Source organism: Pseudomonas sp. GW822-FHT04H02 (assembly GCF_058800645.1).
Genome location: NZ_JBXAMM010000006.1, coordinates 288,070 through 306,169, shown reverse-complemented (window position 1 = coordinate 306,169; position 18,100 = coordinate 288,070). Strand labels below are relative to the sequence as shown.

General features: G+C 64.3%; 19 protein-coding genes. 10 read left to right on the top strand and 9 right to left on the bottom strand.

Going from position 1 to position 18,100, the window contains the following annotated elements; translation table 11 throughout:
• Positions 1–16: 16 nt before the first annotated feature.
• The 3 genes from AC1RMG_RS26020 to AC1RMG_RS26010 form a co-directional block, all read right to left on the bottom strand.
• On the bottom strand, positions 17–1,720 hold the full coding sequence (locus AC1RMG_RS26020) for a ShlB/FhaC/HecB family hemolysin secretion/activation protein (protein ID WP_053156233.1): 1,704 nt from the start codon (positions 1,718–1,720) through the stop codon (positions 17–19).
• A 245-nt stretch (positions 1,721–1,965) separates the two neighbouring features.
• A complete protein-coding gene (locus AC1RMG_RS26015; RefSeq protein ID WP_011058988.1) occupies positions 1,966–2,265 on the bottom strand; it encodes a PsiF family protein in 300 nt (99 codons plus the stop codon).
• Positions 2,266–2,336: 71 nt separating this feature from the next.
• Complete coding sequence (locus AC1RMG_RS26010) at positions 2,337–3,125, bottom strand: AraC family transcriptional regulator (RefSeq protein WP_053156114.1); 789 nt, start codon at positions 3,123–3,125, stop codon at positions 2,337–2,339.
• A 96-nt stretch (positions 3,126–3,221) separates the two neighbouring features.
• Between AC1RMG_RS26010 and AC1RMG_RS26005 the strand changes: the two genes are divergently transcribed.
• Complete coding sequence (locus tag AC1RMG_RS26005; protein ID WP_368994793.1) at positions 3,222–4,127, top strand: DMT family transporter; 906 nt, start codon at positions 3,222–3,224, stop codon at positions 4,125–4,127.
• Between the two features lie 2 nt (positions 4,128–4,129).
• On the opposite strand, the gene AC1RMG_RS26000 is transcribed toward AC1RMG_RS26005, so the two are convergent.
• From AC1RMG_RS26000 to AC1RMG_RS25990, 3 genes are all read right to left on the bottom strand, one after another.
• On the bottom strand, positions 4,130–5,020 hold the full coding sequence (locus tag AC1RMG_RS26000; RefSeq protein WP_368994792.1) for an esterase/lipase family protein: 891 nt from the start codon (positions 5,018–5,020) through the stop codon (positions 4,130–4,132).
• Between the two features lie 120 nt (positions 5,021–5,140).
• A complete protein-coding gene (locus AC1RMG_RS25995) occupies positions 5,141–5,446 on the bottom strand; it encodes a DMT family transporter (RefSeq protein WP_011058984.1) in 306 nt (101 codons plus the stop codon).
• 12 nt (positions 5,447–5,458) lie between these two features.
• The gene (locus tag AC1RMG_RS25990; protein WP_053148805.1) at positions 5,459–6,097 is read right to left on the bottom strand and encodes an FMN-dependent NADH-azoreductase; all 639 of its coding nucleotides are present in this window, start codon (positions 6,095–6,097) and stop codon (positions 5,459–5,461) included.
• Positions 6,098–6,222: 125 nt separating this feature from the next.
• Between AC1RMG_RS25990 and AC1RMG_RS25985 the strand changes: the two genes are divergently transcribed.
• Complete coding sequence (locus AC1RMG_RS25985) at positions 6,223–7,146, top strand: LysR substrate-binding domain-containing protein (RefSeq protein ID WP_493170559.1); 924 nt, start codon at positions 6,223–6,225, stop codon at positions 7,144–7,146.
• Between the two features lie 110 nt (positions 7,147–7,256).
• Positions 7,257–7,787: a ferritin-like domain-containing protein gene (locus AC1RMG_RS25980; protein WP_015633957.1), complete on the top strand. Its 531-nt coding sequence runs from the start codon at positions 7,257–7,259 to the stop codon at positions 7,785–7,787.
• Positions 7,788–7,853: 66 nt separating this feature from the next.
• Here AC1RMG_RS25980 and AC1RMG_RS25975 read toward each other — a convergent pair whose 3' ends face one another.
• Entirely contained in the window at positions 7,854–9,929 is a 2,076-nt protein-coding gene (locus tag AC1RMG_RS25975; protein WP_015633956.1) for an AsmA family protein, read from the bottom strand.
• A gap of 385 nt (positions 9,930–10,314) precedes the next feature.
• Between AC1RMG_RS25975 and AC1RMG_RS25970 the strand changes: the two genes are divergently transcribed.
• From AC1RMG_RS25970 to AC1RMG_RS25940, 7 genes are all read left to right on the top strand, one after another.
• A complete protein-coding gene (locus AC1RMG_RS25970) occupies positions 10,315–10,740 on the top strand; it encodes a hypothetical protein (protein WP_103290441.1) in 426 nt (141 codons plus the stop codon).
• A gap of 168 nt (positions 10,741–10,908) precedes the next feature.
• The gene (locus AC1RMG_RS25965; RefSeq protein WP_011058978.1) at positions 10,909–11,541 is read left to right on the top strand and encodes a TetR family transcriptional regulator; all 633 of its coding nucleotides are present in this window, start codon (positions 10,909–10,911) and stop codon (positions 11,539–11,541) included.
• Positions 11,542–11,821: 280 nt separating this feature from the next.
• Complete coding sequence (gene ureE, locus AC1RMG_RS25960; protein WP_015633955.1) at positions 11,822–12,322, top strand: urease accessory protein UreE; 501 nt, start codon at positions 11,822–11,824, stop codon at positions 12,320–12,322.
• Positions 12,319–12,993: an urease accessory protein UreF gene (locus AC1RMG_RS25955; RefSeq protein WP_236203988.1), complete on the top strand. Its 675-nt coding sequence runs from the start codon at positions 12,319–12,321 to the stop codon at positions 12,991–12,993. The genes ureE and AC1RMG_RS25955 overlap by 4 nt, the downstream gene beginning before the upstream one ends.
• A 9-nt stretch (positions 12,994–13,002) precedes the next feature.
• Positions 13,003–13,617 carry an urease accessory protein UreG gene (gene ureG / locus AC1RMG_RS25950; RefSeq protein WP_011058975.1) on the top strand — a complete coding sequence of 205 codons (615 nt, stop codon included), beginning with the start codon at positions 13,003–13,005 and terminating at the stop codon, positions 13,615–13,617.
• 38 nt (positions 13,618–13,655) lie between these two features.
• On the top strand, positions 13,656–14,228 hold the full coding sequence (locus AC1RMG_RS25945; RefSeq protein WP_015633953.1) for a HupE/UreJ family protein: 573 nt from the start codon (positions 13,656–13,658) through the stop codon (positions 14,226–14,228).
• Between the two features lie 217 nt (positions 14,229–14,445).
• Positions 14,446–15,585 (top strand): AGE family epimerase/isomerase, encoded by a 1,140-nt coding sequence (locus tag AC1RMG_RS25940; RefSeq protein WP_493170556.1) that lies wholly within the window; start codon positions 14,446–14,448, stop codon positions 15,583–15,585.
• A gap of 73 nt (positions 15,586–15,658) precedes the next feature.
• On the opposite strand, the gene AC1RMG_RS25935 is transcribed toward AC1RMG_RS25940, so the two are convergent.
• Both AC1RMG_RS25935 and AC1RMG_RS25930 read right to left on the bottom strand, forming a co-directional pair.
• The gene (locus tag AC1RMG_RS25935; protein WP_011058972.1) at positions 15,659–16,564 is read right to left on the bottom strand and encodes a cation diffusion facilitator family transporter; all 906 of its coding nucleotides are present in this window, start codon (positions 16,562–16,564) and stop codon (positions 15,659–15,661) included.
• A 247-nt stretch (positions 16,565–16,811) separates the two neighbouring features.
• Complete coding sequence (locus AC1RMG_RS25930; protein WP_041115482.1) at positions 16,812–17,579, bottom strand: SDR family oxidoreductase; 768 nt, start codon at positions 17,577–17,579, stop codon at positions 16,812–16,814.
• Between the last annotated feature and the right edge of the window lie 521 nt (positions 17,580–18,100).

Sequence of the window (18,100 nt, the reverse complement as noted above, 5' to 3'; positions counted from 1 at the left end):
TAACGTTGCGGGCGAGTCAGAAGAACAGGTCTACCCGGAAGTACACCGGGTGCTCTCGCCTCTCGATAATTGCCGGTCGCTCCAGGGAGCGTGCGAAGCTGACGGATGCAGCCAGGTACTGGCCGCGGGCATTGAGTTCCAGGGCATTGCCGCTCATGCGGCCGCGGGCATCGTGGTTGTAGCGATCGCCCTTGATCACCCCCACGTCATACGCAAAGGCCATGCCGTATTCCTGGACAAAAGGCTGCAACGCCGGCCAGGTCACCGCACGGCGCCAGCGCAGTTGGTTGCGCCAGTAGCCGCCGCTGTTGCCGGACAGGGTCTGGTCCTGGAAGCCACGCACCGAGTTGAGGCCGCCGAGGCTGATGCGCTGGGGGCTGAAGAGCACGTCCTCGCTGCGCTGCCCGGTGGCCAGGCTGTCGAAGCTGAAGTTTTCGTTCCACAGGCGAAAGGGCTGCAGGTAGCTCAGGGTCAGGCTGTATTTGTTGTAACGGGCGACCGGCTCGCTGCCATGGGGATTGCCGCTGGCCTGGGCATCCAGGGCGCCGATGCCCTGCTGCCAGCCAATGTCGGCGTTGACCAGGGCATTGCCGATGCGCCGCCCATGGTTGAAGCCCAGCTGGCTTTCGGTGATGCGGTTGCTGGACACGTCGATCAGGTTGTCATCGATGTAGTTGCGCGTGCGCAACTGGCTCAGGCCCAGGCTCATGCCGGTCTTGCTCAGGTTGTCGCGGTGCAGCACCCGTTCGGCGCGCAACTGCTGGTTCTTGCTTTCGCCGTCCATGGTGAAGTCGAAGCCGGTGCTGTCATTGCGGGTGCGGTAGTAGCTCTGGCTGTAGGAATAACTGAGGGTCCACCAGCCCCAGGGCAGGCTGTAGAACAGGCTCTGGTTGTCGGAGTGGCGCCAGCGGTCACTGACCGTGTCCTGGTTGGCCCGCAGGCTGAGCTGGTCTGCCAGGCCCAGGGGGCTGTCCCAGTCCAGGCCGAGGCCGGCCTGCTGCTCGCCGGTGCTCTTGTCACCGCTGTTGTTGCGGGTGGCCGATACCCGCCAGGGTTTCAGACGCTGGCCCTTGAGCCCGACACGGCTGTCGCCCAGTTTCTCTCCCGGGGCCAGTTCCAGTTCCACCTGGCGCGAAGGCAGGCGAGTCAGCTGGTCCACCAGTTGCTCCAGCTCCCGCAGGTTGAGCACCTCGCCGGTGGTGCCGGGAAAGGCCATGGCCAGTTCCCGCGAGCTGGCCAGGGCGGAACTGTCCAGGCTCTCCAGGCGGCCTTCGACCACCACGATGGTCAGTTGCCCCGAGGCCAACTCCTGGGCCGGCAGGTAGGCCCGGGTGGTCACATAGCCTTGCTGCAGGTAGTGATGGGTGATGGCCTTGAGCAGGGTGTTGATCTGCGTCACCGACAGGCACTGGTCGCGATAGGGCGCCACCAGGCGCTCGCGGTCGGCGGCGGAAAGATGATCGGCCCCCTTGAGAATCACGGTCTTGATGGTGAAACAGCGCTGCTCGCCCGGTTGCGGGGCAGGCTCGGGGGGCAAGGTCTTGCCGGGGAGTTGCTGGAGTTCGTCGAGGCGCTTCTGCTGCTCTTGCAGCAACTGCTGCTGGCGATCCCGAATCAGGTCGCGATCACCCGGCGTCTGCAGCGGCGCGGCGCTGAGCGCGAGCGAAGCAGACAAAGCACAAAACGCTACTACAGGCCTGAACAAGCCAAAACGCGACATGCTTTCCATTCCCTAGAATCACGGATTTTGGCTGGCCAAACGTCCGCGTGGTGCGTCCCGGCACCTGTTTTCGAAGGGAACAAAGTGTAAATGTAAAAAAATTTACATAACAAAAAAGCGACGAGTGGTAGCTGCCAGACCTATCTCATTGAAAGCTAATGGTTTATGTGCTGCGAAACTCTGAAAAACCGATGCAGGCCAAGGTTCTGTAGCGCGCGCGATACCTCGGCCCCATCGATTCAGGCTCATTTCTTCTTCAGGCAATCACTCATGAACGCCTTGCGCGCATCGCCCTTGAGCGCCTGGGTGGTGGCCGTGGCGTTGCAGGTCTTCATTCTTTCCTGAGGCGTGGACGGGGTAGCCGCAGCTGCCGGGGCCGCCTTGAGGCAAGTGCTCATGAAGGCTTTGCGCTCATCGCCCTTCAGGGTCTTGGCGGTGGCCTCGGCATTGCAGGTGGTCATCTTGTTCTGCTGGGCGGTGGCGGCAAACCCCTGGGAGCACAGCAGCAGGCCCACCATCAACAACGGAATACGCAACATCTTCATGGAGTTTTCTCCTTGTCACCGCACCGACGGGCACGGCCTCCAGCGCAGTGTAGACAAAGCCTGTTACACCTTCACCTGTTCTGCAGGCCGGCCCGGCGATACTGCTCCGGCGTGCTGCCAGCCTGGCGCTGGAACATCGCGATAAACGCCGAGGCGCTGCTGTAGCCCATGTCGAAGGCGATTTCCTGGATGCTGCTCGAGCTCTCCAGGGCCTCGATGGAGGCCAGGAAACGCTGGCGCTGGCGCCATTCGCCAAAACTCATGCCCAATTCGCGCACGAACTGCCGGGCCAGGGTCCGCTCGCTGACATGGGCCAGCCCCGCCCAGTGGGCCAAAGGCTGGTTGTTGCCCGGTTCGGCCTGCAGGGCCTGGAGCACCCGCAGCAGGTCGGGGCTGCTGGCGTAGGGCAGGTAACAGGTATGCACCGGCGCCTGGCGCAACTGGTCCAGCAGCACCTGGGCCAGGCGCTGGTCGGCCTCACCCTCGGGGATCTGCACGTCACGGGCGGCGAAGTCCTTGAGGATCGCCTTGAGGATCTCGCTGATGGCCAGGGTACTGCCCCCGGCCGGCAACTCGGCACACAGCTCCGGGGCCAGCAGTACGGCGCGGTAGTTGATCGGCTGCGCGGTGTAGAAACTGTGGGGCGTCTGTGGCGGCACCCACACCGCATATTGCGGCGGCGACATGAAACGCTGGCCGGCAATCTCCATGTGCATCACGCCGTGGGCCGAATACTCCAGGCAGCCCCAGGGGTGGCGATGCTCCAGGGCATGGCTGTGGGCGGCGAAGTCGGCATAGCGGAAGTACACCGGCGCGGGCAGCCCGTGGAAATCCAGGAGATCGATGTGTTTTTTGCTCATGCTGTCCGGATGTCGGGGCGGGTTGTCCGGTTCGCAGTATAGGCATTGATCCGGACAAGAGGATAATCAGCCTTCATCAACTGCCTGGTTGTCTCCATGCAATACGCTTATCCACTGCTGGCCATCTTTATCTGGGCCGGCAATACCGTGATCAACAAACTCGCCGTGGGCGCGATCTTTCCCGCGGAGATCGGCTTCTATCGCTGGTTGCTGGCGGGCCTGCTGTTCACCCCCTTCATGCTCAAGCCGGTGATCAAGCACTGGCCGGAGGTCCGCCCCAACCTCTGGCGCATCGCCATTCTCGGCGTGCTGGGCATGGCGGTGTACCAGAGCCTGGCCTACTTCGCCGCCAGCCTGACCTCGGCCACCAACATGGGCATCATCCTTTCGCTGATGCCGCTGATGTCCCTGGCCATGGCCATCGCGGCCCTGGGCCAGCGCCTGACTGCCGGAGCCCTGGTGGGCGCCGTGCTGTCCTTCGCCGGGGTGCTGGTGGTGGTGTCCTCCGGCAGCCTGGCCGCGCTGCTGCAACACGGGGTCAACCTGGGGGACGCGATGATGCTGGTGGCCACCCTGGCCTACGCCGTCTACAGCACCCTGCTGAAGAAATGGCAGCTGCGCCTGCCGCCGCTGGTGCTGTTGTATCTGCAGGTGCTGGTGGCGGTCGTGGTGCTGCTACCGTTGTTCCTGGCTTCGCCGAAGGTAGGCCCGACTCTGCAGAACATTCCGCTGGTGCTCTATGCCTGCCTGCTGGCTTCGATGCTCGCGCCCTTGGCCTGGATGCAGGCGGTGGTGCGCCTGGGGCCAAGCCGGACCACGCTGTTTTTCAATCTGCTGCCGTTGATCACGGCGCTGATTGCGGCAGTGGTGCTGCATGAGCAGTTGGCCTGGTTCCATTTGGTGGGTGGCTTGCTGACCTTGGGCGGGGTGATTCTCTCGGAACGCTGGACCACCGTGCTGGGACCGCTCGCCGGCAAGCCGGCTTCTGCCGGGCAACGCTGAGATCAGAGGCCGGCGGCCTTGAGGCGCCGGGCATGTTCGACGAACAGGCGGATAGGCTCCGCGCCCTTGCCCACCAGCCCCAGGGACTGATTGACGATATCGAAATGGTCCAGCGGGTAATCATCGCCAATGACCTGCCCCAGGTGCGAGCTGTAGCGCCCCACCATACCGTCGCACTGGCCGGCTTCACGGACGAAGGTGCGGGCGAACAGCCGGCAACTGCGGTTGGTGCCGTCGAACAGGTTACGCCCGCGGTTGGTCTTGCCCGGCTGCAAAATGCCGGACCAGGAGTAGTAGTGCACGCCGTCGACCTGCGCCGGCCCTTGCCCGCCCCATTCCTGCGGCAACCCCTGGGGGTACTGGCGGTTGAACAGGGCCACGCCCTCGGTGGTCAGGGACTGGTGCGAAGCATGGATATCCACCGGCTGCTTCGGTCCGCGATAGCCGGTTTCCAGCAACCGCATCAGGCTTGAAATCCCCCTCAGCAGCAGGCTCAGCACTCGCCCCCGCAGGCTATGGGCGGGTGAATGCCGTTGCAGATAATCCGCCAGCTCGGAGCCATGGTTGGGCCCCGCCACCGACGTTACCGAGGCCACCCAGTCCGGGCGCCTGGCGGCGGCGTAGCGCGCGGTGAGCGCGCCCTGGCTGTGGCCGATCAGGTTGACTCGGGCGGCGCCGGTCTCGGCCATGATCCGCTGGACCTGCGCCAGCAACTGCTCACCGCGCACCTCGCTGGAATTGAGCGGCGAGACCTGCACCGCGATCACCTGCGCCCCGCCCCGGCGCAAGGCCGGAATGATCCCGTACCAGTAGGGGTACAGCAGCAGGCGGACAAAGCCGAGCATGCCGGGCACCAGGACCAGGGGGTAACGGGTGGCAAGCTCTTGGGACATGCGGCGACATCCTTGTGCGAAGGCAGCGGGGCTGGCTGAAAGCTAGACCATAACCGGGGCCGTCGTCAGCCCCCATGACGCTTTGGCGACAAACCGGTGACAGCCCGTTTCTCCCGGCAGCTACTTCAGCCCGGCCACCCCCGCCACGATCAGCCCCACCGACACCAGCTTGACCGCCGTCAGGCTTTCTCCCAGCAGCAGGCAGCCCAGCAGCACCGTGCCCAGGGAACCGATGGCGGTCCAGATCGGGTAGGCCACGCTCACCGGCAACTCGCGCATGGCCAGGGTCAGGAAATAGATCCCGCCCACCGCCGCGACCACCGTTAGCAGCGACGGCCAGGGCCGGGTAAAGCCCTCGGCGTACTTCATGCCCATGGCGAACGTGACCTCGAAGGCCGCCGCCAGCAGCAGGAACATCCAGGCCATGGCGCCGCCCCCTCAGAAACTCTGCGCCAGGGCCAGCAGGCGCTGCTGGGCTTCGCCACAGGACTGCGCGAATCGCTCGGGCGCCGACTCCTCGCCTTCCGCCGCAACCACGGTGACGTCTTCGATACCGATAAAACCCAGGGCCGTGCGCAACCAGCGGTCCGCGTGGTTCATCGCTTCATGCTCGCCCCCCGGGCCAAAGCCGCCCCCGCCGCGGCTGGTAACGATCAACACCTTCTTGCCCTGCACCAGGGGCTGGTACTGGGCCACGCCGTTGTCCTGCTGGGTGTTGAAGGTCAGCCCCAGGCGCACGATGTGATCGACCCAGGCCTTGATCCCGCTGGGCACGCTGAAGTTGTGCATTGGCGCCGAGATCACCAGGCGCTGATGGTCAAGCAACTCCGCCACCAGTTCGTCGCTCAGGGCCAGGTCGGCCTGCATCGACAGAGGCCGCGCCTCGGGCTGTGGATAAAACGCGGCGGCGATAAAGGCTTCGCTGACGTGGGGCAAGGCACCCCGGCCAACCTCGCGCCGGGTCAACTGCCCCTGGGGATTGGCCGCTTGCCAGGCCTGGAGGAAGGCGTCGGCCAGGCGCCGGCTGTGGGAACGCTCGCCCCGTGGGCTACCGTGGATCGCAAGAACTGTACTCATCTCATCTGCCTCAGACGGGTTGCTGATGGCGGCCTTGAAACCAAGGCCGGTCCGCGCTAAAGCTAAGAGCACAGCCGCACTGCAACAAATGAACAGAATTTCTTCCAGATGAATTTATCTCAGCCATGGAGCACTCGATGTTCGCCCACCTGCCCCTCACCGCCCTGCGCTCTTTCGAGTCCGCCGCGCGCCTGCTGAGTTTCAAGGCCGCCGCCGAGGACCTGTCGGTGACGCCCACCGCGGTGTCGCACCAGATCCGCAGCCTGGAGCACTGGCTGGGGGTGGCGCTGTTCGAACGACTGCCGCGCCAGGTGCGCCTGACCGAGCCCGGCCAGCGCTTGTTTCACAGCTTGCACGGTGCTCTTTTGGAAGTGACCCAGAGTGTCGATACGCTGCGGCCCACGCCCAGCAACGCCCAACTGACCGTTTCCACCACCGCGGCCTTTGCCGCCCTGTGGCTGGTGCCGCGGCTGGGGCGCTTCTATGCCCGGCACCCCGGCATCAGCCTGCGCCTGGATACCCAGTGCGAGGTGGTGGACCTGCAACAGGACGCCAGCATCGACGTGGCGATCCGCTACAGCCAGGAGGGCTACCTGGACCTGCACGGCCTGTGCCTGTTCGACGAACGTTTCGCAGTCTACGGCTCGCCCCAGCAGGTGGCCCTGGCCCGCCAGCAGGCGCCGACCCTGATCAGCGTGCACTGGCGCAACTCCCGGCTGTATGCCGACGGTTGGCAGGCCTGGTGCGCCCAGGCCGGGGAAAGCTGGTTCGATGACGCGCCGCTGATCCGCTCCTACGACGAGGAACAGTACGCCCTGCAAGCGGCCATTGCCGGCCAGGGCCTGGTCCTGGCCAGCGACATCCTGGTGTCCCAGAGCGTGGCCAGCGGCCTGCTGCAGCCCTACCGACCCGAAGTCCAGGTGGACGGCGCCGGCTACAGCGCCCTGTGCGTGCCCGGCCGCGAGCGCCATCCGCCGGTGCGCGCCTTCCTTCAATGGCTACAGCAGGAATCATTGCTGGCCGGGCACCCGCCACTGGCACGCAGTTGACCGCCGGGCACATCCGATAAAACTTTTTGCCGCCGCCGCGACTCACAACCAAGGTAGCGATCAGGCCAACAGAGCCTGGCGTAAATCGGATTAGCCTCCAGGAGATCGAGATGAGCGACATGCATTTGTCTGATGTGAACACCCTGCGCGAACGGGCCCGCCAACACGTGGAAAACGGAGCCGTGACCGAGGGCTACAACGCCGATCGCGAGGAGATACTGCGCCTGCTCAACGAGTCGCTGGCCACCGAGCTGGTCTGTGTGTTGCGCTACAAGCGCCACTACTTCATGGCCAACGGGATCAAGGCCAGCGTCGCCGCCAGCGAGTTCCTCGAGCACGCCACCCAGGAAGCCGAGCACGCCGACAAACTGGCCGAGCGCATCGTCCAGCTCGGTGGCGAACCGGAGTTCAACCCCGACCTGCTGTCCAAGCACTCCCATGCCCAGTACGTGGCCGGCAACACCTTGAAGGAAATGGTCTACGAGGACCTGGTGGCGGAGCGCATCGCGGTCGACAGCTACCGCGAGATCATCCAGTACATCGGTGACAAGGACCCCACCACCCGCCGCCTGTTCGAAGAGATCCTGGCCCAGGAAGAAGAACACGCCGACGACATGGCAGACATCCTCAACGACCTGTAACGCCCTCTCCCCCAAGCCCGCCCTGCCTGCAGCGGCGGGCTTTTTTCTGGCCGCGCGCCCAGGCCCTTAATGAGTCGGTTTCACCGTCACCGGTGCCTTGCCCGAGCGCATCTGCTGCAACAGCGGCGCGCACTGGTTGGGCTCATCGCCGCTGGGCGCCACCAGCGCCAGCAGCCCCGCCGCCGGCCCGGCGATCACCCCCAGGGCCACCATGCCGGCACCGCGCAGTACCAGGGGCACGGCCTTGACCCCGGCACTGGGCTGGATGAACTTGCCCTGTACATAAAGCGGCGAGCGCAGGGAGAACAGGCGCAGGCCCTTGGATTCCGGAGTGATGGTCAGGTCCAGTTGCTCGCTGGCCATATTGGCGGTGCCATCGATGTAGATGATGGCGTTCTCGGTGTCGAAGACGAACAGCCGGGAAGTCGCCAGGCCGCTCTTGATGCCGAAGTCGGCCGCCGCGCAATTGATCTTCACTTCCTTGTCGCCAAACATCTTGCCGACCACATAGTTGCCGACGTTGAGCCCGGCGATTTCCATCAGGCTGCGGCTGATGGCGCCATCGTTGATCAGCATCTTCAGGTCACCGTTGGCGCTGCCCAGCAGGGCCGCCACCGAGTTGCCGCGACCGGCGATGTCGGCATCGCCATTGAGCTCGCCAAAGCTGGTCTTCATCGGTTCGAAGGTGGGGAACAGTTGCTTGAGCTTGAAATTGCGCGCCGTCAGCCTGGCCCGGCCCTCCAGCGGCGTGGTGTGGCCGTTGAGGCGGATCTGGGCGTCGAGCTTGCCGCCGGCCACGCCGAAGCGCAGGGGCTCCAGGCTGAGCTGGCCGTCGTTGAGCACCAGGTGGGTGTACAGATCGGTGAACGGCAGCTCGGCGCTGTGGACGATGCGCTTGCCGGTGAATTCCACATCGGCGTCCATGTCCCGCCAGCGCTCGGTGCGGAACTCTTCCACCGGCAGCACCTTGTCCGCCGGCTGCTTGCTCTCGCCGCCCCGGGCCTTCTGCTTGGCGTTGGAGTCGGCGCCGATCAGCGGCGCCAGGTCGCTCATCAGCAACTGGTTGGACACCAGCGCGCCACTGAGCTTGGGCCGTGGCTGGCTGGCCACGTAGGTCAGGTTGCCGTGGATGTCGCTGTCGCCGATCTTGCCGTTGAAGTCCTGGTAACTGAAGGTCGCGCCCGCCGGATCGTGCAGCTTGGCGGTCAGGTGGCCGTCGGTGGAATAGGGCGGCGAATCCGGCAGGGTCACCCCGGTCAGCGGGTAGAGGTTGCCCAGGCTGGTGCCCGCCAGCTTCAGGCGCAGGTCCAGGGCGCCGAGGTTCAGCGGGTCGGTCAGGCTGCCGCGCAGCTCCACCTTGGTGTCGCCGATCTGCGCCTGGGCCTGCAGCGGAAACGGCTTGCGGGAATCCTGCAAGGCCAGCAGGCCGCCGATCTTGCCGGTGCCGGCGAGCTTCTGCCCGTGATACTGGCCCTTGACCTTGAGGGCGAAGGCATAGGCCTGGGCCTCGGCGCCTTTCTCGGCCACCTTCTTCGCTTCACTTTCACCGACGATATCGCTGAACGGGATCGGCTTGCCGAGCAGTTCCACCTGCAGGTCCAGCTGGGTCTTCAGGCTCTGGTCGTCGAGGGTCACGTGGCCCTTGTCGAAACCGATGGCACCGATGTCCACCGTCCAGTTGGACGGTTCGGCGTTCGGGTCCTTGGGGTCGAACTTGAAAGTCCAGTTGGCGCGCCCGTCGGCCAGGCGCTGCAACGCGGCGTCGGGCTCGGTGAGGTCGATGCGCGGAATGCTCACCCGTTGCGCCAGCAGGGCCAGAGGCGAAATGCGCAGCTCAACCCGCTTGAGGCTGACCATCTGCGGCGCCTTGGACCAGTCCGGGTTGCCCAGGGTCAGGTCCTGGGCCACCACGTGAGGCCAGGGCACCCAGGCCCGCCAGCCACCTTCGTCAGGTTCGCGTTGCCAGACCACCGACAAATCGCCATTGATCGCGAAGGGCCGGTGCAACTCCTCGGAGACCTTGGCATTGAGCGTGGGTTTGATCCGGTTCCAATCGAAGAACGCGATCACCAGTACCAGCACCGCCAGTAGCAGGATCAGGCCAGTGATGGACCAGGCGAGAATTTTACGAGTGCGCGTCATTGCACGAGGCTCCTGAAGACAACTGAGCGCCCAACCACGACGCATCGATGAACTGCCGATGGAAAAATCACCGGCCATGAAAACTACGACTGACAAAGCCCGCGCAGGTTTAATCCGGCTACCCGATCCGCTGAAAAAACCTGCTTTCCTGATCACTCGGACAGCTTTGTGTTACCTCGAGCCGCCCCTCCCTGAAGCGGCAGTGAGTCGAAAATACCCACCCTGGTGCAAAAGCAATCGGCGTTAACGCCCGAGCTAGAGCCTTCGCGGCAAACAATCAATTCCGTTGATTATTACCATTGTGTTTATGAACTTTTATATCGATTTAGCGGCGGTAACATTAGCTCCGTACCCAATTTATCGCCCTACCAAGGAGCAACCCATCATGAAACGCCAACTTTTACTGAGCCTCGCCTTATCTGTTCTGGCTGCCAACGCCTTCGCCCTGCCAGCCGCTGAACAAGCCACCCCACAGGTCAAGGCCAGCCACAGCGTGTTCACCCAGACCCTGGCCGAAGGCGGTTCGGATCGCCTGATCGAACGCAACAAAGTCGCTGCCGACGGTTATGACCGTACTCCACAAGGCCAGAGCGTTGCCGAAGACGGCTATGATCGCACCCCTCAAGGCCAGAACGTTGCCGAAGATGGCTACGACCGCACCCCACAAGGTCAAAACGTAGCTGAAGGCGGCCGTGATCGCCTGGAAGAGAAAGGCCTGGTGGAAGATGGCTACAGCCGTACACCTCAAGGTCAGACCGTTGCCGAAGGCGGTGCTGATCGCCTGGCCGAACGTCATCAAGCTGCGAGCTGAGGCCATGCTGGCCCTGGAAAAAAGCCCGATCCCTGGATCGGGCTTTGACTTTTATAGCAGCTGCATTTTTCCCCCTGCCTCTCCCGCCTGTCTCTGACAGCAGTTCGACTCCGGCAAAGTTGATTTGCTAGAGTGCGCCGCTCCCATTGAGCAAAGAACGCCCCGCCGATGCTGCCCCGCGCCGAACAGAAGCAACAGACCCGCAACGCCCTGATGGATGCCGCCCGGCACCTGATGGAGTGTGGCCGTGGGTTTGGCAGCCTGAGCCTGCGGGAAGTGGCGAAAGCCGCGGGTATCGTGCCCACCGGTTTCTACCGGCACTTCAGCGACATGGACCAACTGGGCCTGGAACTGGTCAGCGAAGTCGGCCAGACCTTTCGCGAAACCATCCGCCTGGTGCGCCACAATGAATTCGTCATGGGCGGCATCATCGATGCCTCGGTACGCATCTTCCTCGATGTGGTGGAAGCCAAGCGCTCGCAGTTCCTGTTTCTGGCCCGAGAGCAGTACGGCGGCTCGCTGCCGGTTCGCCAGGCCATCGCCACCTTGCGCGAGAACATCAGTTCGGACCTCGCCGCCGACCTCACCCTGATGCCCAAGCTCCAGCACCTGGACGCCGCCGATCTCAGCGTCATGGCCGACCTGATCGTCAAAAGCGTGTTCGCCACCCTGCCCGACATCATCGATCCCCCGGCCCAGGCCCTGCCCGAACACCTCACGCCCCAGGCCAAGATCACCCAGCAACTGCGCTTCATCTTCATCGGCCTCAAGCACTGGCAAGGCCTGGGCAGCACCGAGTAACTCGCCCGCACCGCCCCCCCTTCACACTATGCGCCCCGCTCTGGGCTGCGCGTTTGCGCCTGCCTGCCCGCCGGGCACCGGATTGCAGCAAAAACATTTCCCGCGCACCAACTCAGTGCTATAAATCAGCTCAGCGCATCAATTTGTAACAAGATGAAACAAGGTTTTGCCCCTTTTTCAGGCGCAGTTCCGGCATCGAGAAAGGGTTTTTCCTCTCCACCGAGTGATTGGCAAGGCCCTTGCTCTGGCTTGTGCATCGCTCATAGCTGGAAGCTTTCCGATGCTGGTGATCCACCGCAGAACCGCCCCCCAAGCCACCTGGTCCGCCGAACTGCACCTGACTTACGAGGCCCGCAGCAAAAGCCGCCTGCGCTGTTTCAGTGCCGCCGGTGAAGACGTCGGCCTGTTTCTGGAGCGGGGCCAGCCACCGCTGCACGATGGTGAGTTCCTGGAGGCCGAGGACGGGCGCATCGTCAAGGTCTGCGCCCGCCCGGAAGCCCTGCTGCACGTCACCTGCCGCAACGCCTTCGAACTGACCCGCGCCGCCTATCACCTGGGCAACCGCCACGTGGCCCTGCAGGTGGGTGACGGCTGGCTGCGCCTGCTGGACGACTATGTGCTCAAGGCCATGCTCGAACAGCTGGGGGCCAGCACCGCGCCCCTTGAGGCACCGTTCCAGCCCGAGCATGGCGCCTATGGCGGCGGCCACCATCATTCGCGCCACGGCGATGAAGACTTCAACTATCCGCCGCGCCTGCACCAGTTCGGCGTCCGCCCATGAACCCGGCCTGGGCCCTGCTGCGCCTGGCCAGCCCGCAGTTGCCGATTGGCGGCTACAGCTATTCCCAGGGCCTGGAAATGGCCGTGGAGCAGCAGCGGGTAAATGATCAGGCCAGCGCCCGCCGCTGGATCAGCGATCAACTGCTGCTGAACCTGGCACGCTTCGAAGCACCGCTGCTGCTCGCCCACTGCCAGGCCGCAGCCGACCAGGACTGGGCCCGCTTGCAGCAGTTGAGCGAGGAACATCGGGCCAGCCGCGAAACCCGCGAGCTTTACCAGGAAAGCCGGCAGATGGGTTATTCCCTCAAGCAACTGCTGGAGGGTTTGCCGGAACTGGACAGCGATGCCAGAGAACTGCTGACACACCAGGACGAACCACACCTGGCCCTGGGCTGGGCCCTGGCGGCACGGGCCTGGAGCATAAGCCCGGCGGACGCCCTGGCCGCCTGGCTGTGGAGCTGGCTGGAGAACCAGCTGGCGGTGCTGATGAAGACCCTGCCCCTGGGCCAGCAGGCCGCCCAGCGCCTGACCAGCGAGCTGCTGCCACTGTTGCAGCAAGCCCAGCACAACGCCGCGAACCTTGACCCCAACCATCATGGCAGCGCCGCTTTCGGCCTGTCCCTGGCGAGCATGGCCCATGAGCGCCAGTACAGCCGCCTGTTCCGTTCCTAGGAGAAACTCATGAACGCACAACCTCTGCGCGTCGGCATCGGCGGCCCGGTGGGCTCCGGTAAAACCGCCCTGACCCTGGCCCTGTGCCTGGCCCTGCGCGAGCGCTACAACCTGGCGGTGGTGACCAACGATATCTACACCCGCGAAGACGCCGACTTCCTGGTACGCAATGAGGCCCTGGCGCCGGAACGGATCATCGGCGTGGAAACCGGCGGTTGCCCGCACACCGCGATCCGCGAAGACGCCTCGATCAATCTGGAAGCGGTAGACCAGTTGAACCGGCGCTTTCCCGGGCTCGACCTGATCCTGGTGGAGTCCGGCGGCGACAACCTCTCGGCCACCTTCAGCCCCGAACTCTCCGATCTGACCATCTATGTGATCGACGTTTCCGCCGGTGACAAGCTGCCGCGCAAGGGCGGTCCGGGCATCTGCAAATCCGACCTGCTGGTGATCAACAAGATCGACCTGGCGCCGCTGGTGGGGGCCTCCCTGGAGATGATGAACAGCGATACCCAGCGCATGCGCGGCGGCAAGCCGTTCGTCTTCAGCAACCAGAAAACCGGCCAGGGCCTGGCGGACATCATCGCCTTCATCGAACGCCAGGGCCTGCTCACCGCTGCCTGATCCCCGAACCCAATCCGCTCAACAAGGAAAGCCACTCCATGACCCTAAAACGCATCCTCGGGGCCCTGGCCCTGCTGCTGACCCCGGCCCTGGCCTTCGCCCACCCGGGCCATGGCGACAACGGCCTGATGGCCGGTATCAGCCACCCCATCAGCGGCCTCGACCACCTGCTGGCCATGCTCGCTGTCGGCCTGTGGGCCGCCCAGCAGCAAGGCGCCGCGCGCTGGGCGCTGCCCTGCACCTTCGTCGGCACCATGCTGATCGGTGGTGTGCTGGGCTTCGAGGGCCTGGAGTTGCCGGCCCTGGAAAGCGGCATCGCCGCTTCGGTATTGGCCCTGGGCCTGGCCGTGGCCCTGGCCGTGCGCCCGCCCCTGAGCCTGGCGATTGCCGCCACCGCGCTGTTTGCCCTGTTCCATGGCGTGGCCCACGGCCTGGAACTGCCGGACATGTCCAGCCCTTGGGCCTATGCCGCCGGTTTTGTGGCGGCCACTGCGGCCCTGCATGCCGCCGGCTATGCCGTGGTACGGGTACTGCCTCAGGCGGCAGCGCCGCTGGTGCGCCTGGCCGGTGCGGCCTCGGCCGCTACGGGCGTGTGGTTGCTGGCAGGCTGATCCCTGCTTCATCTGCAGGAGCCGGCGTGCCGGCGAAGGCGGTCCTGCGGGCCGCCTTCGCTGGCAAGCCAGCTCCTGCAAGACTGAGGTGATCTTTCGGCCGCCTTCGCTGGCAAGCCAGCTCCTGCCAGTATGTCGTGCTCGGCGGGCAAGCCGCCTTGTGGGGCTTCTCTGGTAACATGTCGCGCATTCAAAACTGCCGTGACGACGCCAGCCAATGCCCGATGTATCCCGCTCCGCCACCTCGCCTGAATCGAGCGCTCTGTTCAACGCCATGCAGCAGCATTTCCACAAGGTGATAGTGCCGCTGTGGCAAGGCCCGGGCTGGAATCCGCAGTTGGCGCTGCCCTATGAGGCGCTGGACGCCGAGCATCGGCCGCTGCCGCCGCAGCGCTATCGAGCCATGGCCTGTGCCCGACAGTTGTATCTGTTTTCCCAATTGATCGGCGATGCCGCCGCGCCCTTTGCCCAGGAGCGTGCCGCCGCGCTGTTTCGCTCGCTGCAGCGGCACTTCCACGACGCCGAGCACGGTGGCTGGTTCTACAGCATCGACCCTGAAGGCGCGCCGCTGGATCGCCGCAAGGACCTCTATACCCACGCCTTCATCCTCTTCGCCTGCGCTCATTACTGGGCCAAGGTCCGCGAGCCGCTGGTGGAGTCGGTGCTCAACGCCGCCCTGGAAGTGGTAGCCCAGCGCTTCGCCCGCGGCGACGGGCTCTACGAAGCCAGCCTCGCCGAGGACTGGTCCATATTGGGTTCGGGGCCGCTGCAAAATCCACTGATGCACCTGGCCGAAGCCTTTCTCGCGATCCTGGCCGTACGCGAGGACGCTGCGGTGCAAGCCGCGTTGCTGGACCTGTGCCAGGCCATGGAGCAGCAGTTCATCGACCCCCAGCACGGGGTGATGATGGAGAAGCCCCTGGGAGCTGTGGATAACTGGTTCGAACCGGGGCACCAGTTCGAGTGGTACTTCCTGCTGGCCTCGTCACAGTTACTGCGCGGCAGCGCCCTGCACGCTTGCGTGGAACGAGCCTTCGCCTTTACCGAGCAACTGGGAGTCGAGCCCGAGAGCGGCGCCGTGTGCGCCATGCTCGAACTGCCGCCCCGAGCCGGCGTCAAGGACGCCACCCAGCGCATCTGGGCCCAGGCCGAATACCTGCGTGCCCTGACCTTGCGCCCGGCTGGCCAGGCGCCCTTGCTGCGTCAGCTAAAGGCGCTGCAAGCGCATTTCCTGCATGCCGGGGGCTGGAATGAATGCCTGGATGCCAGCGGCGCGGTCAGCCGGCGGGATATGCCCTCGACCACGCCTTATCACCTGGCGACCTGCTATCGCGGGCTGGCGGAATATTTTGCCTGAAGCCCTTCGCCTGCAAGCCGGCTCCTACGCGGTGTTGTAGGAGCCGGCTTGCCGGCGAAACAGGCGCCGCCCATCAAGCGATCCACTTGCGATCCCCGGTAAAGCTGATGGTCAGCCAGCGCGCTGCGTCGGCCTCTCCCAACTGGCTGGAAATCTCCTCGCGCAAGCGGTCCAGAGTCGCTACATCCTGCAGCGGATAGTGCGCCGGCAAGACGATATGGATCTCGATGAACCGCGCCCGACCGTGCTTCTGCACGTAGCTGATGTAGTCGTCGAAACCATGGGCGGCCTTGGCCTGCTCCATCACGTTGCGGACCTTTTCGTCCAACTGGTCCGGGGCGATCCCCAGCACATCACGCAGGGCCGGGCGCAAGATCTTCAGCGCCGGCGGCAACATGCTCAGGGCCAGCAGGATCAGGATCGCCGGGTCGACATACACCGCCCACTGGCCGTGCCCGTACTGCTTGAGCAGCAAGGCGATGATGAAGCTCACCAGCAGCCCCACCGAGAGCATCGCGTCCACCAGCCAGCTGATGTTGTCGAACTGGATCAGCGACGACTTGAGCTTGCGGTTACGCCGGCGCACGTAGAAGAAGTAGGCGAACTCCGCCACGGCGAAAAACGCTGCATAGAAAATCACCAGCCCCAGCTCGACCTCGCGGCCACCGTTGATGATGCCGAACACCCCATTGAGGAAGGCGTAGATGGCGATCAGCATCAGGAAGCTGCCTTCGATCAGCAGCACCATGGGTTCCAGGTGCCAGAAGCCGAACTGGAAACGGTGGTTGCTTTCCTTGGCGATCAGCTTGGCGGTGATCAGCATCAGGACCTTGATGAAGGTGGCGATCAGCGAAAAAAATCCATCGAACAGGATGGATTGGGCGCCAGAAACAAAACCCGTGACGATACCGGCGATCGCCACGGCGAACATCAGTACGGTCGATTGTTTGAGCAGAGCCTGCTCACCTCGGTTACTCACGATTCCTCCTATCGAACTTCAAAAACGCCGCCTCGTGTGAGGCAGCGGCGAAATTTCTGGCGGGAATTCTAACCTGTCAGGGCTGACCACAAGCTGAAACGAATCAGCTTATGTGTATCCGAGTACAACTGTAGCCGCTGCCGAGCGATGGCGAGGCTGCGACCGCCTCCGCAGGAGGCGCAAGATCTTGCGGGCGCTGGAGGGCCCTGCGGCCCTGTCGCAGCCTGCGGCAGCGGCTACAGGGGGCTCATGACTTGGCGTTGCGTTCGATGGCGAAACCGGCCCAGGTCTGGCTCACAGGCATCAGCTCCAGGCTGTTGATGTTGACGTGTGCCGGGGTATTGAGCACCCAGAAAATGGTGTCGGCGATGTCCTCGGGCTGGATTGGCTCGGCCCCGGCGTAGGTGGCGTCGTAGCGTGCCTGGTCACCGGCGAAGCGCACCAGGGAGAACTCGCTTTCGCACAGCCCCGGCTCGATGTTGGTGACGCGCACGCCGGTGCCCTGCAGGTCGCAGCGCAGGTTCAGGGAGAACTGTTTGACGAAGGCCTTGCTCGCGCCATAGACGTGGCTGCCCGGGTACGGGTAGTTGCCGGCGATGGAGCCCAGGTTGACGATGCCTGCGCCGCGGCCATGGGCGATCAACCGTGGCAGCAGCAGGCGGGTGCTGTACATCAGGCCCTTGATGTTGGTGTCGACCATGGTGTCCCAGTCATCCAGGTCGCACTTGGGCGCCGGGTCCACGCCCAGGGCCAGGCCGGCGTTGTTGATCAGCCCGCGCAGCTTGCTGAACGAAGGCGGCAACTGGGCGATGGCCTCTTCCATGGCCTTGCGGTCGCGCACATCGAGCACCAGGCCATGCACCTCGGTCTGTTTGGACAGCTCCGCGCACAGGGCGCTGAGGCGCTCCTCGCGGCGGCCGGTCAGTACCAGGGACCAGCCGGCTGCGGCAAAGCGCCGGGCGCAGGCTTCGCCAAAACCGGAAGTCGCGCCCGTAATGAACAGTGTGGAAGTCATGGTGTTCTCCTTGCTGGGTGGCGAGCCGCCGTTTCGATAAAAAACGCTTCGCAGCATGCCCGGGCCGGCTCCTACCGGCAACCGCGCCGTTGGCCGTAAAGAGCCGCAAGCGGTGAGCGCGCCCGATGCTCGCTGTACAAAAAACACTCACCAGGCGCCAAGCCACGGGTTACATGGCCTGCAGCCATGTGCACGCACCTTATCCACAGGCCGGTCCACAGTCTTTGGGGGCAAGTGCAAAGGGCTGAAAGCCGCTATCCACAGGGCCTGCGCGGGTCCAGCAGAAGTTTTTTGCTTGACCCGGACCGCGGGTCCATGCAGCCGGCCCGGGCAAAGATGACCGCACGGTCAAGGTTGACAAGGCCAGAGGCCAGTAACTACGCCGCTCAGAGCCGTCTTTCCAGAGTTTAATCACAGACTTATCCACAGGCTTATCCCAACCCTTTTCCAGGTACAGCTGCGACAATAAAAAGGTTGACAAGCGCACCTTCAGCTCCCACAAAAAGCATCGATCAAAAAAC

Coding starts and splice junctions, on each gene's coding strand:
- AC1RMG_RS26020 (WP_053156233.1), bottom strand. CDS start 1,720: ATGTCGCGTTTTGGCTTGTTCAGGCCTGTAGTAGCGTTTTGTGCTTTG.
- AC1RMG_RS26015 (WP_011058988.1), bottom strand. CDS start 2,265: ATGAAGATGTTGCGTATTCCGTTGTTGATGGTGGGCCTGCTGCTGTGC.
- AC1RMG_RS26010 (WP_053156114.1), bottom strand. CDS start 3,125: ATGAGCAAAAAACACATCGATCTCCTGGATTTCCACGGGCTGCCCGCG.
- AC1RMG_RS26005 (WP_368994793.1), top strand. CDS start 3,222: ATGCAATACGCTTATCCACTGCTGGCCATCTTTATCTGGGCCGGCAAT.
- AC1RMG_RS26000 (WP_368994792.1), bottom strand. CDS start 5,020: ATGTCCCAAGAGCTTGCCACCCGTTACCCCCTGGTCCTGGTGCCCGGC.
- AC1RMG_RS25995 (WP_011058984.1), bottom strand. CDS start 5,446: ATGGCCTGGATGTTCCTGCTGCTGGCGGCGGCCTTCGAGGTCACGTTC.
- AC1RMG_RS25990 (WP_053148805.1), bottom strand. CDS start 6,097: ATGAGTACAGTTCTTGCGATCCACGGTAGCCCACGGGGCGAGCGTTCC.
- AC1RMG_RS25985 (WP_493170559.1), top strand. CDS start 6,223: ATGGAGCACTCGATGTTCGCCCACCTGCCCCTCACCGCCCTGCGCTCT.
- AC1RMG_RS25980 (WP_015633957.1), top strand. CDS start 7,257: ATGAGCGACATGCATTTGTCTGATGTGAACACCCTGCGCGAACGGGCC.
- AC1RMG_RS25975 (WP_015633956.1), bottom strand. CDS start 9,929: ATGACGCGCACTCGTAAAATTCTCGCCTGGTCCATCACTGGCCTGATC.
- AC1RMG_RS25970 (WP_103290441.1), top strand. CDS start 10,315: ATGAAACGCCAACTTTTACTGAGCCTCGCCTTATCTGTTCTGGCTGCC.
- AC1RMG_RS25965 (WP_011058978.1), top strand. CDS start 10,909: ATGCTGCCCCGCGCCGAACAGAAGCAACAGACCCGCAACGCCCTGATG.
- ureE (WP_015633955.1), top strand. CDS start 11,822: ATGCTGGTGATCCACCGCAGAACCGCCCCCCAAGCCACCTGGTCCGCC.
- AC1RMG_RS25955 (WP_236203988.1), top strand. CDS start 12,319: ATGAACCCGGCCTGGGCCCTGCTGCGCCTGGCCAGCCCGCAGTTGCCG.
- ureG (WP_011058975.1), top strand. CDS start 13,003: ATGAACGCACAACCTCTGCGCGTCGGCATCGGCGGCCCGGTGGGCTCC.
- AC1RMG_RS25945 (WP_015633953.1), top strand. CDS start 13,656: ATGACCCTAAAACGCATCCTCGGGGCCCTGGCCCTGCTGCTGACCCCG.
- AC1RMG_RS25940 (WP_493170556.1), top strand. CDS start 14,446: ATGCCCGATGTATCCCGCTCCGCCACCTCGCCTGAATCGAGCGCTCTG.
- AC1RMG_RS25930 (WP_041115482.1), bottom strand. CDS start 17,579: ATGACTTCCACACTGTTCATTACGGGCGCGACTTCCGGTTTTGGCGAA.